This window comes from Sphingobium sp. RC1, assembly GCF_059738765.1.
On record NZ_AP027306.1, the window covers coordinates 2,190,279 to 2,204,864 of the forward strand.

Here is a 14,586-nt window from a genome sequence, read left to right on the forward strand (position 1 = left end):
GCTATGGCGGTCTATACCCATGTCCCGGCCGAGGAAATCGACGCTTTCCTGACCCGCTATGACGCGGGACGGCTGGTGTCTGCCAAGGGCATCGCCGAAGGGGTGGAAAACAGCAATTATCTGCTGGAGACCACCGGCGCTGATGGCAATGGCCACCGCTACATTTTAACCTTATACGAGAAGCGGGTGGATGAGGGGGACCTCCCCTTCTTCATGGACCTGCTCGATCATCTGGGCGCGCGCGGCTGTCTGGTGCCGCGCTTCATTGCTGATCGGGAGGGCAAGCGCCTGCAACAGCTCGGCGGAAGGCCCGCCTGCCTGATCGAATTCCTGACCGGCATATCCGTCACCGAGCCTACCGCCGGACAAGCGAAAGCCGCAGGCGCGGCGCTGGGCCAGTTGCATCGCGCGGCGGAAGGCTTTGCGGGCGAACGCCGCAACGCGCTCGACATCGCTGGCTGGCACGATCTGGCGGCCAAGTGCGGCGATCATTTCGATGATATCGCGCCCGGCCTTGGCCAGCGGGTCACGGAGGAGCTTGCCTATCTCGACGCGCACTGGCCCGCCGAACTGCCACGCGCCGTCATTCATGCGGACCTTTTCCCCGACAATGTGCTGATGCTGGGCGATGAGGTGACGGGCCTGATCGACTTTTATTTCAGCTGCACCGATATCCGCGCCTATGATCTGGCCGTCACGCACAGCGCATGGGTGTTCAGCAATGATGGCGCGCACTTCTTTGCCGATCGATCGGCCGCAATGCTCGCCGGCTATCAGGCGACGCACGGGCTTTCGGATACCGAGCAGGCCGCCTTCCCGATCCTGTGCCGGGGTGCGGCGCTCCGCTTCCTGTTGACGCGGGCCTATGACTGGATCAACACGCCCGCCGACGCGCTGGTGACGCGCAAGGACCCGCTGGCCTATCTGCGGCGGCTGGATTTCTATGCGACGACGGGTGCGGGGTTGCTAAGCATATAGATTAGTGCTCCTGCGCAGGCAGGAGCCCAGGGCGGCAAGCGCTGCGTCTGGAACTCCGGGCTCCTGCCTGCGCAGGAGCACAAGCTAACGGAAACGACGCCTCCATGACCGACCTCCCCCAAGTCGAAATCTTCACCGACGGCGCGTGCAAGGGCAATCCCGGCCCCGGCGGCTGGGGCGCGGTGATGCGCTCTGGGGCCACGGAAAAGGAAATTTCCGGCGGAGAAGCGCAGACGACCAATAACCGCATGGAAATGACGGCCGCCATCGAAGCACTGAATGCGCTCAAGCGGCCCTGTCAGGTGACGCTCTACACCGACAGCAAATATGTGATGGACGGCATCACCAAATGGGTGTTCGGCTGGCAGAAGAACGGTTGGAAGACCGCCGATCGCAAGCCGGTCAAGAATGCTGAGCTATGGCAGGCGCTACTCGCCGCCGCCGCGCCGCATAAGGTCAGCTGGCAGTGGGTGAAGGGCCATGCCGGTCACCCTGAAAATGAGCGCGCCGATCAACTCGCCTGCGCGGCCGCCGAACTCTTCCGCGTCTGAACGGGGGAGCGATACGCCGCTCCCCCGATAAGGCTCAGGGATATTTTTCTGTCCAATCCGCAGGATAAGGCGGTTGCCAGCGCGTACCGGCAACCCATGTCGTACCGCGCGGCGCAAAGCCCTCTTCGACCGTGCCGACCCGTCCCATCGCGTCCTTCACCGCGGAATCCCGACAACTGGGCACAACGGCTGACGATGAACCCGATTCGCCCAGCTTGTCGCACAGGTAGCGGGCAGTCAGCGCGACACGGTGGCGCAGTTCATCCTTCCCGGCCTTTGTGCTGAGGTCGAGATCGGCATAACTGATATTCTGCGAAAGGGACTGGGCGTCGCTATAGCGACCCGTCACGATAATTTCCTCTGTTGGCTGAGCAAAGCTGGTGCTGCTTGCCATAAACAGCCCTGAGAGGATCAGGACCGATCCTGATAATATCGACTTTCTCATCACGGCATTCTCCTACTCCTAGAGCATGAGCCGATCAGACTGAATTGGATCATGCTCTAATTGTCTTTTGTTTTGCGCATTTTTCCCGCGAGCAGATGAGGCCATCTGCTCCGAAAATGCTCCAGGATCGACCGCATCTTTATTGCATCCCATCTATATGGGCGCGGCCATTGACCCAACGTGATGGCCGCCTCTTCGTTCCGGATAGCCTTACCCGGCCTTGGTTTACTTGAAACGGACGGGAGAATAAACGGCGGGATAAATCCCGCTCACCGCTTCGGGCATCGATCCGCCGGTCACCAGCGCCGATCCCAGCAATGCCGCTGCGGGTGCGGTCTGAATGCCGAAACCACCCTGCCCCGCGAACCAGAAGAAACCCGGTGCGTCGGCGTCAAAGCCATAGACGGGCGCACGATCCGGCGCGAAGCTGCGCAGCCCCGCCCATTTGCGTTCGACCGCCTCGACCGGCCAGTCCACGACATCTTCGAAGCGGGCGATCGCCTGCGCCACCGCCAGTTCTTCGGGCGCGGCATCGCAGGGTGGCGAAGGTTCTTCATCGTGCGGGGTCAGCCAGATGCGCCCCTCGCCTTCCGGCTTGAAATAGAAGCTGGAGCCAAGGTCCATGACCAGTGGCAGGTCAGGCGACGGCATGGCGGGCACGCGCAATTGCACGACGGTGCGGCGCAGTGGGGCTATGCCGATGGGCGCGACGCCGCTGCGCCGCGCGACGTCATCAGCCCATGCTCCAGCGGCATTCACGATGATGCCGCAATCGATGACGCCGCCGTTCGTCTGAATGCGCCAGCCGCCCGGCGTTGGGATCGCCTGCTGAAAAACAGTGCCCAGCCGCAATTTGCCGCCCTTCGCGTGGAAGCGCCGCAGATACGCCTGGTGCAGCGCGGCGACGTCGATGTCGCACACGCCCGGTTCCAGCAGGCCGATCGTCCAATGGGATCGCAGCCCCGCTACCAGCGCGGCGGGATCGACAGGGCGCAGTTCGACGCAACCCGAAAATTCCCGCATCAACTGGTCGCGCTCTGCCCTGTCGGCCTCCCGCCCGACGAACAGCGTCTGCCGGGGCGTCAGGAAGGATCGGCTTGCAAAATCCGGATCGGGCGAGCGCAACAACGGCCCGGACGCCGTGGTCAGCGGCTGCACCTGTCGCCCGCCATAGGTTTCCTCCCAGAAAGCGACAGATCGGCCGGTGGCGTGATAACCGGCGCTTTCCTCCTGTTCCAGGATCAGCACCGACGCCTGGCCCGCCAGTTCCGCGCCCAGGCTAGCGCCCGCTATGCCGCCGCCGACGATCACGATGTCGAACCGGCTCATGCTGGCGCGTTCTCATCCAGAAAAGCGTCGATCCGCCGCAGGGCATCCAGTCGTACCGGGTCGATTTCGCGCAATATCTCATGCGCCGCCTCTGGCCCATAGACATGCAGGCGTGCGCCCCCAATGCGCGCGGCGATGCGGCGGATGGCGGGCGTGGACACCAGCCGGTCGGCACTGGTGGCAAGGATCAGCAGCGGCACGGCGATGCGCTCAAGCTTGCCGCCCTGCTCCAGCGCGAAGGTCGATTGCAGCGCCTCCACCACCCAGCGCCAACTGGGCGAACCCAGCGCCACGTCCCGGCTATGATCGCGCCACCAGAGTTCGTCGGCATAGCGTTCCGGATCATGCGTCAGCCGCTTCTGCCGCATTGCCCGTTGCCGCTGCGAATCTTCCTTCTGCGTCCAGGCTTGCCGGTGAGAAAAGCCGAGCGCGCACATGGTCCGGGCGATCAGCACCGCCAGCCAGCGCGGCAGCGGGGCGGTATGGACGCCCATCATTGGCGCGACGGCGACCGCAGCGTCGGGCGGGGCCATGCCCTCGGCCAGCGCGCGCAGCAGCAGATGCCCGCCCATGCTGTGCGCTACGATGGCGCAGGGTCCTGCCCCCTGCGCCCGCCAATCGGTGACGAAAGCCTCCAGGTCCGCCACCCATAGCGCGAAATCGTCGATATGGCCGCAGAGCGGATCGCTGCTCAGCCTGCCCGAGCCGCCCTGTCCGCGCCAGTCGAAGGCAGTGACCGCCCAGCCCTGCGTCGCCCAGTGGTGGATGACTTCGAGATATTTCTCGATCATGTCGCCGCGCCCGCCGAGCATCAGCAACCGCCCGCGCTGTCCCTCGCCCAGCCGGTAGCGGCGCAACGGCCAGCCATCGGGCGCGGTCCAGTAATCGAGCCGCCCATCCATCGGCCATGCACGACGGTCAAAGGCCGGGGGAACAGACACGGGCGAATCCATGGGGCGCATGGTTACGGTTTGGTAAGCCATTCGGTCTAGGGTTTAGATTCATGACGGGGGAATATTTCACGACGGCGCTGCTGTGCGCCCTTGGCGTGCTGCTGGTCATCGCATCCGTGACGGATTTGCGGTCCCGGATCATATCCAACCGGCTGAACCTGGTCATCGCTGGACTGGCTCCCCTGTGGTGGATCGCCAATGGCATGCCGGTCTGGCCGGGCATGCTGTTGCAGGTCGCGCTGGCGCTCGCCGTGTTCGCGCTTTTCGCCGCGCTCTTTGCCATGGGATGCATGGGAGGGGGCGACGTCAAGCTGCTGGGCGCGCTGGCCCTGTGGTTCCCGTGGGAAGCCGTGCTGTCGATGTTGATGGTCATGGCCATGGTTGGGGGCGTGGTGACGATTGTCACCGTGGTCCACCACCGGACGACCCGACGGCTGGGCCAGCCCCAGATTCCTTACGGTATCGCAATATCGGTCGCGGCGCTTTGGTTGATTGGCGAACGATATCTTAACCATTTTGCGTAAAATTCGGGGCTCGGGCGACATTTGCCTGACTGAGGGAGGCGAATTTCATCATGGACGGCAAGAAAATCGTGCTGCTGGCGGGGGCGCTTATCATAGCGGTCACAACAGCTCTTCTCGCGCGCAACATGCTGAGTTCGTCTAGCGCGCCCCAGGCCAGTGCGTCATCGATGCCAGTGGAAGCGGATCAGCCCCATGTGCTGGTCGCGACCAAGGCATTGCCGGTCGGCACCATCCTGGACGCGGAAAGCTTCCGCTTCCAGCCATGGCCGAAAGATCTGGTCGAACAGGCCTATTATATCCAGGGCCAGGCCGATCCCGCCAAGCTGGCGGGTAGTGTCGTCCGCACCGCCATCTCCGCTGGCCAGCCGATGACCGTCGGTTCGGTGATCAAGCCCGGCGAGCGCGGTTTCCTCGCCGCAGCGCTCGGGCCGGGCATGCGCGCTGTCACCGTTCCGGTGTCGGCACAAAACTCGGTCGCGGGCTTCGTCTTCCCGGGCGACCGCGTCGACCTGATGCTGACGCAGAGCGTGGCGGGCGGCGGCGACGGTGACCCGCTGAAGGTTTCCGAGACTATCCTGCGCAACCTGCGCGTACTCGCCACCGACCAGCGCATGGATGCGCTGGGCGCGGACGGCAAGCCGGTCGTGCAGACCTATTCCAACGTCACCATCGAAGTGACGCCCAAGATCGCGGAAAAGATCGCGGTGGCGCAGACCATCGGTTCGCTGTCGCTGACGCTGCGTTCGATTGCGGACAATGCATCGGACCTCGACGCTGCCATAGCTGGCGCTGACGTCGATCTGCCTGATGGCGCCAATCCGAACGCGGAAAAGAAGATCATCGCAAAGCTCGCCGCTCGCCCGGTCGACAAGGGCGGCACCTATTCCACCGGCGCCGACGTGTCTCGCTACCAGCGCAGCTCCGTCCCCGCCAAGCCAGTGCAAACCGCCGGTGTCGAAGTGCCCGCGGGGAGCGGCGCACCGGCCAGCGCGGGCGTCATCAGCGGGCCTGTGATCCGCGTCGCACGCGGCACCAATGTGACCGTCGTTCCGGTCGGGGGGAAATAAGATGAAGCGTATCAACATTGATGCGGGCAAGAAGGCAGTCAAACCGCTCATCGGCCCCGCGATCGCTCTCGGCCTCGCCGCCGCCATGGCCGCCACGCCGACCACCGCACTCAACGCCGCGCCTTCATCGATGCAGGACAATGCGATCCTGATGTCGGTGGGCGGCAGCAAGGTCATCAATCTGGGCGCAAAGATGTCGGACGTGGTGATCGGCGACCCCAATGTGGTCGATGTTCATGTCCGTGCCCAGAACCAGCTTTACCTGATCGCGAAGGCAGCGGGCGAAACGACCGTATTTGTGACCGCGACCAACGGCAAGGTCCTGTTTTCCGGCACCGTCCGCGTCGGCAACAACCTGTCGAACATCGACGACATGCTGAAGCTCGCGATGCCCGAGGCCGCCATCGCCGTAAACAAGATGAACGGCATGGTCCTGCTGACCGGCACCGTCGCCGCGCCTGAGGACGCAGCAGAGGCCGAACGGCTGACGCAAGCATTCGTCGGCAAGGAAGTGACCGTGGTCAGCCGCCTGCGCACCGCGACACCGCTTCAGGTCAATCTTCAGGTCAAGATCGCCGAAGTCAGCCGCGACATAGGGCATCAGATCGGCATAAATCTGAGAGGTCTGGGGACGGGATCAGGCAACTTCAGCGGCTACATGAACCGATCCGATCGCGGCTTCGTGACTTCAGGCAGTTTCGTGCCGGGCCTTCCCAATAGCGATATCTCTCGTCAATGGACGTTCAACAGCCCAATCGATGGCACCACGTCGCTCGGCTTCGTTGCCAAATTGCTCGGCATGGATGTGGCGGGTGCGCTGGACCTTGCCGAATCGAGCGGCCTTGCCACCGCGCTGGCCCAGCCGAACCTGACCGCGCTGTCGGGTGAGACGGCGAGCTTCCTGGCGGGTGGTGAATATCCCTACACGGTCAGCAACGGCACGCAGGGCAACAGCATCGAGTTCAAGCAATATGGCGTGCAACTTGCCTTCACGCCGACCGTGCTGGCCGATGGCCGCATATCGCTGCGCGTCCGCCCCACCGTGTCGAGCCTCGACTTCTCGGTGAACACCACCGTCCCGGCGCTCAAGAGCCGCACGGCTGAAACCACTGTCGAACTGGGTTCGGGCCAGGCTTTCATGATCGCGGGCCTGCTCAACAACGACACCGCCAACTCGATCAGCAAGACGCCGGGCTTCGGTGAAATCCCGATCCTTGGCAGCCTGTTCAAGTCACGCCGGTTCCAGCGTCATGAGACCGAACTGGTCATTGTCGTCACCCCTTATCTGGTGAAGCCGATGAACGCGTCGGACGTGCACTTGCCGACCGATGGCTTCCGCAATGCCAATATCGCCCAGGGCCTTTTGCTCCAGCAGGGGAATGACGGGGTGAGCGGCGCGCGCGCGCCCTTGCCACGCCGCGAACCCGGCCCGGCGCCGACGTCCGACCCGCAGGCGGCAGCTCCCCGCGACACAGGCAAGCGTTCGGCGAAAGCCGCCGCCGCGCCTGGCTTCAGCTTCTGATCGGAAGGACGACAGTCATGACTTCCCTGTCCGCCAAAAATATCCTCCGCTTCGGCACTCTCGCCCTGTTGGCGCTGCCGCTTGCCGCCTGCAATTCCAGCGTCAATCGCGGGGTAGAATCGGTGCATCAGCCGGTCGTCAGCCACGATGCCTACACCTTCGACGTTCAGGCTGGCCCTGACGGCGCCCTTGCTCCTTCGGAAGCGCGCCGCCTGGACGACTGGTTCGCTTCCATCGGTCTTGGCTATGGCGATCAGGTGGCGATCGTTACCGACGCTTATTACAGCCCCGAATTGCGCGAAGGCATCGCCGATGTCGTCGCCCGCCATGGCATGCTGGTGGGCGAGGACAGCTCCGCCGCGGCAGGCTCCGCGCCTGCTGGCAGCGTTCGGCTGGTGGTGCGCCGCGCGACGGCACGCGTGCCCGGCTGCCCCGACTGGTCGAGCAAGAAAGAGACCGAATCCCAGCTCGGCGCCACCTCCAATTATGGTTGCGCCGTGAACGGCAATCTTGCCGCGATGGTCGCCAATCCTGAAGATCTGGTGCGCGGCCAGAGCAGCGAAAGCGACCTGCGCACAGCGACATCCAACCGGGCCATTTCGACCTATCGTGAAAAGATCCCGACCGGTTCGGGCGATCTCAAGAACTTAGGACGCTGATCATGAACGCACCCTGGAAACCTGCCATGTCTGGACAGCGCGATCCCTTCCACGCCTTCGTTTGCGACGATCATAGCCATGACCTGCTCGCCATGGTGGCGGCCGAAATGGGCTGGGCACCGGAAAAGGTGAACAAGGGCGGCATGCGCAATGCCGTTCAGAGCCTGTCGGTCAGCGCCAGCCCGCAAATCCTGTTCGTCGATATGTCCGAAAGCGGCGACCCGCTGAACGACATCAACAGCCTTGCCGAAGTGTGCGAACCCGGCACGGTGGTGATCGCCGCCGGTCAGGTCAACGACGTCCGGCTTTACCGCGACCTCGTCGCCAGCGGCATTCAGGATTATCTGCTGAAGCCCTTTGGCGCGGACCAGTTACGCGATGCGCTGGCCCAGGCACAGGCCGTGTTCTTCGCCCCGCGCGACGCCGCGCCCGAACGGCCGCATCTGACCACCGCCGTCATCGGCACGCGTGGGGGCGTCGGCGCTTCCAGCATCGCCACCTCGCTCGCCTGGCTGCTCAGCGACAAGCAGAAGCGGCCGACCGCGCTGCTCGACCTCGACGTGCATTTCGGCACCAACGCGCTGGCGATGGACCTGGAGCCAGGCCGTGGCCTGACCGACGCGATCGAAAACCCGAGCCGCATCGATGGCCTGTTCATCGAGCGCGCAATGGTACGGGCGAGCGATACGCTTGCGATCCTGTCGGCCGAAGCGCCCATCAGCCAGCCGATGCTGACCGATGGCGGCGCCTTCTACCAGCTGCTGGAGGAATTCCGCGCCGCTTTTGAATGCAGCGTCGTCGATCTGCCGCGCCATATGCTGATCCAGCATCCGCACCTGATGAGCGACGTCAATGTCGCCGTGGTGGTCACGGAACTGACGCTGGCGGCGGCGCGCGATTCGATCCGCATCCTGTCCTGGCTGAAGAGCAACGCGCCCCAAACGCGCGTGATCGTCGTCGCCAACCGCGTCCATGCAGGCGCCCAGGAAATCAGCCGCAAGGATTTCGAAACATCGATCGAGCGCAAGGTCGACATTCTGATCCCCTTCGACCTGCGGGTCGCGGCGCAGGCCGCCAAGCTGGGCAAGACATTGGCCGAGGCGGCCAAGGGCAGCAAGGTCGGCGCCGCGTGCGTCAGCCTGCTCGACGCCGCCATGGGTGCCGCCGAGGATAGCGAACTCGATGGCAAGCCCGCGAAGAAAAAGGGCGACTCCCTGCTCGGCAAGATCGGTGACCTCAGGGGGCTGATCCCGGCGCGCAAGGACAAGGCCAAGGCCTAGATTTGGTTCTGGCATGTCGTCATCCGGCGGCATGCCCCTTTACGGAACGGGCGATACCATGAGCAATTCGATATTGCTGATCATGCTGCTGGCGGCCTTCCTGGGTCTTATGGCGATGGCCTTTGCTGGCCCCTCGGCTGAAAAGGCCAGCAAGCGCCGTGTCGCCCTGATCCGCGAACGTCACAGCGGATCGACCGACGCGCTGATGGAAGCGCGCATGCGCAAGGCCATTTCCAATCGGCAGCCGGGCAACGAGATGAAGATGCTCGTTTCGCTGGTTCCGAACCCGGAAAATCTGGCCAAGCGCATCCGCATGACCGGCAAGAAATGGACGGTCAGCCAATATATGACCTCCTGCGCCTTCATTGCGCTGAGCATGTGCGCCTTTCTGTTCGTGCGCGGCTTCGCGCCGCTGCTCGCTATCATGGTCAGCCTGGCGGCGGGGCTCGCCCTGCCCCACATGTGGGTCGGCCGCCTGATCAAGAAGCGGGTGCTGCAGTTCACCATGAAATTCCCCGACGCGCTCGAACTGCTGACACGCGGTCTGCGATCGGGCCTGCCCATCACCGAAACGCTGGGTGTCGTGGCAAACGAAGTGCCCGGGCCAGTGGGCGAGGAATTCAAGCTGATCACCGAACGCATCAAGATCGGCAAGACGATGGATCAGGCGTTGCAGGAAACGGCCGATCGCCTGGGCACGCCGGAATTCCAGTTTTTCGTCATCAGCCTTGCGATCCAGCGGGAAACGGGCGGCAACCTTGCCGAAACCCTGTCCAACCTGGCGACCGTGCTGCGTCAGCGCGCGCAGATGAAGCTGAAGATCCGGGCCATGTCGTCGGAATCCAAGGCGTCGGCCTACATCATCGGCGCGTTGCCGTTCCTGGTATTCGGCATGATCTGCTACATCAACTTCAGCTACATGCATCCCTTCTTCACGCCTGATCCGGCGGGCCTGTTCGGCATGTCGACGATGCAGGTCATCGGTCTGGGCGGCATGTGCTGGATGGGCATAGGCGTCTTCATCATGGCGCAGATGATCAATTTCGAAATCTGACGGGGGATAGAAAGACATGGAAACCGCTTCCCCCGCCGGCACCCTTTTCGGCATGAATGCCACGGATTTCGGCACCTTGCTTGCCGCCATGGCGACGCTCGCCATGCTGTTCGTGCTCTATACGGTGATGACCGTGCGCGACCCGATGGCAAAGCGGGTCAAGGCGCTCAACGAACGACGCGAACAGTTGAAGGCGGGGATCACCGCGTCGACCGCGCGCCGCCGCGCCAAGCTGGTCAAAAAGAGCCAGACGACCGACCAGATGCGGTCCTTCCTGTCCAGCCTGAAGGTGTTGCAGGACGACCAGCTGAAGGAAGCCCAGCTAAAGCTCGCGCAGGCGGGCATCCGGTCGAAGGATTTGGCGGTCGCCGTCATCTTCGGCCGCATGGTGCTGCCGATCGCCATCGGCGGGCTGGCCGCGCTGCTGCTCTATGGTGTCGGCATCTATCCCGACTGGGGCGGCGCCAAGCGTTTCATGGCCTTCGCCGTGGCTCTGCTGCTGGCCTACAAGGCGCCCGACATCTTCATCGACAACAAGATCCAGAAGCGCTCCGCCGCGATCCGCAAGGGGTTGCCTGACGCACTCGACCTGCTCGTCATCTGCGCCGAGGCTGGCCTGACCGTCGATGCCGCCTTCAGCCGCGTCGCCAAGGAATTGGGCAAGGCCTATCCCGAGCTGGGTGATGAGTTTCAGCTGACGGCGATCGAACTCAGTTTCCTGACCGAACGGCGCATGGCCTTCGAAAATCTCGCCAACCGCGTGAAGCTGGACGCGGTCAAGGGCGTGGTCACGACCATGATCCAGACCGAGAAATATGGCACGCCGCTCGCTTCGGCCCTGCGCGTGCTGTCCGCTGAATTCCGGCATGAACGCATGATGCGCGCCGAGGAAAAGGCCGCGCGCCTGCCCGCCATCATGACGGTGCCGCTCATCCTTTTCATTCTGCCGACGCTGTTCGTCGTGATCCTTGGCCCTGCGGCCTGCTCGATCAGCACGGCTTTCTGAGACAAGCTAAAAAGGGGAGGAAGGGGACGTCCGTGAGGGCGTCCCCTTTTCTCGTCCGGCCTACTCGTGTCTCGACTGCGCTCGAAACGAACGGAGTTCCGGGTTAGTCGCCCAGGATAACATCCACGCCAGCGCGCGCGTGGATCGCCGTGCCGTCATAGATGGGCAGCACATTCGCCTTCACATCGACGATCATTTCCAGTTCGGTGCAGGCAAGGATCGCCGCCTGAACATTCTCTTTGGCGATGTCGGTCAGTTCCGACCGCATATAGCGTTCGGATTCGCGGCTGACCTTGCCGATCGTCAGCTCCTCATAAACGATGCGGTCGATCCGCTCGGCAAGTTCCAGGTCCGCCGGCAGTAGGGAAATGCCATGGCCAACCAGCCGCTGGCGGTAGAATTTCTCGGTCATGACGTTGCGGGTGCCGATCAGGGCGGCCCTTTGCACGCCGTCCGCCTTCATCTTGCGGCCGACCGCATCGGCGATGTTGATGATCGGCGTACCCACCCCGCCCTGCACCTCTTCATAGACGCGGTGCATGCTGTTGGCGCAGATCAGCAGCGCCTTTGCCCCCGCCTGCTCCAGCCGCCGGGCGGACGCGGTCAGCACCTGCGCGGCATGCGCCCACTCCTCCTCCGTGGTGGAGCGGCCGATGTCGGCGAAGTCGAGACTTTCGATCAGCAGGGGGGCGCTGTGCTGCCCGCCCTTCGCGCGGTACACCGCCTGATTGATGATCTGATAATAACGTGCCGTCGATGTCCAGCTGAGACCGCCGATCAGGCCGAGCTTCTGCATGGTGCGTCTTACCCCAATTGCCGTCCGGGAGTGCCCCGGCGTCTGTCCGCTTCAGCGTTACGGACGGGCCTCCGCGTCGGCAAGCCCCTTCCCGCGCGCGCCACCGCATAAGCGCAACGCGATTCCCGTTCCCGCCGCTCCGCCAAGCCCTCCGGCAACGGCCAAGCCCATATTTTCCAGCAGGAAAGCGAAGGCTGCGACGGCCCAGCCGACCATGCCGATGCTGATCGCGAGCAATGCGATATTTCCGCCCCCACGCCTCAACAGCGCGACGACAGCGGCGGCACAGGCGCCACTTCCCGCCAGTGCCACGGCGCCGAGAGCCAACAAATGGCGCGTCGCGACATCGGCGCTCCCCTCATCAACCAGTCCGAAGGCGAAGGGATTGAGCCAGGCGGCAGCTGCGGCGGAAATCATCGCCGCTCCCGCGAAGCCGGTGAATATCGTCAACAACACCGTCAACCGGCTTTCCGGCCACTCCCGTCCGAGCAACAGGCCGACAGCGCCGCCGATCAGCAGCGCGCCAATAATCTCCGGTGCGTTGAGGACGTCCATATCGTAGACGGCGGCTGCGGACAGGATCACCGTCCCTGCCAGAGCCGCCTGGCGCCGCCGCTTGCCCGCCACCGTACCCAGCGGCCATAGCGCGAAGATGAACAGCATCGCCGCCACGGTCTGAGCAAGGATGATCGCGTCAAAGCTCAGGCTCACGGGCGCTTCGCCGCCTGATGCGATTTTTCAGCCCGGCGCGTCGCGACATAGCCGCCGCAAAAGGAGGCGCTGGCAAGAATGAGGGCGATCAGGCTCAGATAGCGCGCCCAAGTGCTGCTCACTTCCGCCGCAATCACCAGCGTTCCGGCGATGCCAGCAGGGGTGAGCAGGATTAGCGGGACGACTCGGCTGCTCAGCTCGTCCATCGACAGGCGCCATGCGGCTATCGCACCAACCGCGCAGGCAAGAAGGAAGCTGAAGAGGAGAAGCCCGCTCATTCCTGCCTTTTGAAGATCACGTTGAGGCCGATCGGAACGGAGTTCCGCACGGCAGGGCCGCCGCTACTGCTCGACCCCAAAACGAAGACCTCCTCCCCCGCGCAAGGCACGGGAGAGGAGCAGCCCTTTACTGCAATCGGTCGCTGACGACCTTGCCGCCCTGCGTCAGGCGGATGGCGTTGCCGATTTCCTCGTCCAGCACCGGCGCATTCTGGTCCTTGTTCCAGAATGCCGACAGGAAATTATAGAGGTTGCGGGCGAACAGGGCCGAAGCATCGGCGGCAAGCCGTGAGGGCACATTCTTGTGACCGACGATCTTCACACCATGACGCTCGACCACCTGGCCCAGCACTGCACCTTCGACATTGCCGCCCTGCTCGACCGCCAGATCGACGATCACGCTGCCCGGCTTCATCGTCGCGATCTGCGCGTCGGTGATGAGGCGCGGGGCGGGCCTGCCCGGAATCAACGCCGTCGTGATGACAATGTCCTGCTTGGCGATGTGGCTCGACACCAGTTCAGCCTGAGCCTTCTGATAATCCTCGGACATTTCGGTGGCATAGCCGCCCTTGCCTTCGCCCTCGATACCCGCGACGCTTTCGACGAAAACCGCCTTCGCGCCCAGGCTTTCGATCTGCTCCTTGGTGGCGGAACGCACGTCGGTCGCGGACACCTGCGCGCCCAGACGCTTGGCCGTGGCAATCGCCTGAAGCCCGGCGACGCCCACGCCCATGACGAACGCCTTGGCCGGGGAAATCGTCCCCGCCGCCGTCATCATCATCGGGAAAGCGCGGCCATATTCCGCGGCCGCATCCAGCACCGCCTTGTAGCCGGACAGGTTCGATTGCGAGGAAAGGATGTCCATCGACTGCGCGCGGGTGATGCGCGGCATGAATTCCATCGCCAGCGCCTCATAACCCGCCGATGCATAGGCATCGACACGCGCGCGCTCCACGAAGGGATTGAGGCCCGCGACGATCCACGCGCCGGGCTTCGCGCCTGTAATGGTCGCGACGGCCGGCCCCTGAACGCCCAGGATAATGTCCGCGCCCGCCACCGTCGCGGCGCGATCGGCGATCGTCGCGCCCATCGCGGCATAGTCGGCATCAGCGATGGCGGCGGTCAGGCCTGCGCCTGCTTCCACCGCGATATCGGCGCCTAGCGCCCTGAACTTCTTGACGGTTTCCGGCGTACCCGCCACGCGGCGCTCGCCCTCGGCAAGCTCCTTCACGATTGCAATCTTCATCGGCATCCCCCTTGCGGCACCAATCTTAGCTGGAGATCAGCAGGACGACGATCGCAGCCAGCACCACGCATGTGACGGTGCCCCATTTCACGATGGATACGAACCCCGAATAGGTTTCGGTCGCGCTCTCGATATTGCCTTCAGACGCCATGTCCATTCCCTTGTCAGCCTGTGTTTTTGAGCCGGC

The 14,586-nt window shown here is 63.8% G+C and carries 17 protein-coding genes; 9 read left to right on the forward strand and 8 right to left on the reverse strand.

What is annotated here, in order from left to right; all coding sequences use genetic code 11:
• Positions 1 to 3: 3 nt before the first annotated feature.
• Positions 4 to 978 (forward strand): homoserine kinase, encoded by a 975-nt coding sequence (gene thrB / locus AC6JBC_RS10805; protein ID WP_498024219.1) that lies wholly within the window; start codon positions 4 to 6, stop codon positions 976 to 978.
• Positions 979 to 1,082: 104 nt separating this feature from the next.
• Positions 1,083 to 1,529, forward strand: a complete 447-nt coding sequence (gene rnhA, locus AC6JBC_RS10810) for a ribonuclease HI (protein ID WP_498024221.1) — start codon at positions 1,083 to 1,085, stop codon at positions 1,527 to 1,529.
• Between the two features lie 34 nt (positions 1,530 to 1,563).
• On the opposite strand, the gene AC6JBC_RS10815 is transcribed toward rnhA, so the two are convergent.
• The 3 genes from AC6JBC_RS10815 to AC6JBC_RS10825 all read right to left on the reverse strand — a co-directional run bounded on the left by AC6JBC_RS10815 (position 1,564) and on the right by AC6JBC_RS10825 (position 4,265).
• Positions 1,564 to 1,878, reverse strand: coding sequence for a UrcA family protein (locus AC6JBC_RS10815; protein ID WP_498024222.1), 315 nt, complete (start codon positions 1,876 to 1,878; stop codon positions 1,564 to 1,566).
• A 321-nt stretch (positions 1,879 to 2,199) separates the two neighbouring features.
• A complete protein-coding gene (locus tag AC6JBC_RS10820; RefSeq protein WP_498024224.1) occupies positions 2,200 to 3,303 on the reverse strand; it encodes an NAD(P)/FAD-dependent oxidoreductase in 1,104 nt (367 codons plus the stop codon).
• Positions 3,300 to 4,265 carry an alpha/beta fold hydrolase gene (locus AC6JBC_RS10825; protein ID WP_498024225.1) on the reverse strand — a complete coding sequence of 322 codons (966 nt, stop codon included), beginning with the start codon at positions 4,263 to 4,265 and terminating at the stop codon, positions 3,300 to 3,302. Before AC6JBC_RS10825 ends, AC6JBC_RS10820 begins: the two co-directional genes overlap by 4 nt.
• A gap of 41 nt (positions 4,266 to 4,306) precedes the next feature.
• Here AC6JBC_RS10825 and AC6JBC_RS10830 point away from each other — a divergent pair, with 41 nt between their 5' ends.
• Genes AC6JBC_RS10830 through AC6JBC_RS10860 form a run of 7 tightly spaced genes read left to right on the forward strand, consistent with a single transcriptional unit; the run spans position 4,307 to position 11,368 of the window.
• Positions 4,307 to 4,780 carry an A24 family peptidase gene (locus tag AC6JBC_RS10830; RefSeq protein WP_449471304.1) on the forward strand — a complete coding sequence of 158 codons (474 nt, stop codon included), beginning with the start codon at positions 4,307 to 4,309 and terminating at the stop codon, positions 4,778 to 4,780.
• 50 nt (positions 4,781 to 4,830) lie between these two features.
• Complete coding sequence (cpaB, locus tag AC6JBC_RS10835) at positions 4,831 to 5,847, forward strand: Flp pilus assembly protein CpaB (RefSeq protein WP_498024226.1); 1,017 nt, start codon at positions 4,831 to 4,833, stop codon at positions 5,845 to 5,847.
• 1 nt (position 5,848) lies between these two features.
• Positions 5,849 to 7,369 (forward strand): type II and III secretion system protein family protein, encoded by a 1,521-nt coding sequence (locus AC6JBC_RS10840; protein ID WP_498024227.1) that lies wholly within the window; start codon positions 5,849 to 5,851, stop codon positions 7,367 to 7,369.
• A gap of 17 nt (positions 7,370 to 7,386) precedes the next feature.
• The gene (locus AC6JBC_RS10845; protein WP_498024229.1) at positions 7,387 to 8,028 is read left to right on the forward strand and encodes a CpaD family pilus assembly protein; all 642 of its coding nucleotides are present in this window, start codon (positions 7,387 to 7,389) and stop codon (positions 8,026 to 8,028) included.
• 2 nt (positions 8,029 to 8,030) lie between these two features.
• The gene (locus AC6JBC_RS10850) at positions 8,031 to 9,308 is read left to right on the forward strand and encodes a CpaE/TadZ family protein (protein ID WP_498024231.1); all 1,278 of its coding nucleotides are present in this window, start codon (positions 8,031 to 8,033) and stop codon (positions 9,306 to 9,308) included.
• Between the two features lie 58 nt (positions 9,309 to 9,366).
• A complete protein-coding gene (locus AC6JBC_RS10855) occupies positions 9,367 to 10,362 on the forward strand; it encodes a type II secretion system F family protein (protein ID WP_498024232.1) in 996 nt (331 codons plus the stop codon).
• Positions 10,363 to 10,378: 16 nt separating this feature from the next.
• Positions 10,379 to 11,368 carry a type II secretion system F family protein gene (locus tag AC6JBC_RS10860; RefSeq protein WP_498024234.1) on the forward strand — a complete coding sequence of 330 codons (990 nt, stop codon included), beginning with the start codon at positions 10,379 to 10,381 and terminating at the stop codon, positions 11,366 to 11,368.
• 103 nt (positions 11,369 to 11,471) lie between these two features.
• Here the strand turns inward: AC6JBC_RS10860 and AC6JBC_RS10865 are convergent, their stop codons facing one another.
• The 5 genes from AC6JBC_RS10865 to AC6JBC_RS10885 all read right to left on the reverse strand — a co-directional run bounded on the left by AC6JBC_RS10865 (position 11,472) and on the right by AC6JBC_RS10885 (position 14,550).
• Entirely contained in the window at positions 11,472 to 12,164 is a 693-nt protein-coding gene (locus tag AC6JBC_RS10865; RefSeq protein ID WP_498024235.1) for an aspartate/glutamate racemase family protein, read from the reverse strand.
• A 57-nt stretch (positions 12,165 to 12,221) separates the two neighbouring features.
• Entirely contained in the window at positions 12,222 to 12,875 is a 654-nt protein-coding gene (locus tag AC6JBC_RS10870; protein WP_498024236.1) for an NAD(P)(+) transhydrogenase (Re/Si-specific) subunit beta, read from the reverse strand.
• Complete coding sequence (locus AC6JBC_RS10875) at positions 12,872 to 13,153, reverse strand: NAD(P) transhydrogenase subunit alpha part 2 (RefSeq protein ID WP_498024237.1); 282 nt, start codon at positions 13,151 to 13,153, stop codon at positions 12,872 to 12,874. The genes AC6JBC_RS10870 and AC6JBC_RS10875 overlap by 4 nt, the downstream gene beginning before the upstream one ends.
• A gap of 127 nt (positions 13,154 to 13,280) precedes the next feature.
• Positions 13,281 to 14,399 carry an NAD(P) transhydrogenase subunit alpha gene (locus tag AC6JBC_RS10880; protein WP_498024238.1) on the reverse strand — a complete coding sequence of 373 codons (1,119 nt, stop codon included), beginning with the start codon at positions 14,397 to 14,399 and terminating at the stop codon, positions 13,281 to 13,283.
• Between the two features lie 25 nt (positions 14,400 to 14,424).
• Positions 14,425 to 14,550 carry an aa3-type cytochrome c oxidase subunit IV gene (locus AC6JBC_RS10885; protein WP_498024239.1) on the reverse strand — a complete coding sequence of 42 codons (126 nt, stop codon included), beginning with the start codon at positions 14,548 to 14,550 and terminating at the stop codon, positions 14,425 to 14,427.
• Positions 14,551 to 14,586 lie beyond the last annotated feature (36 nt).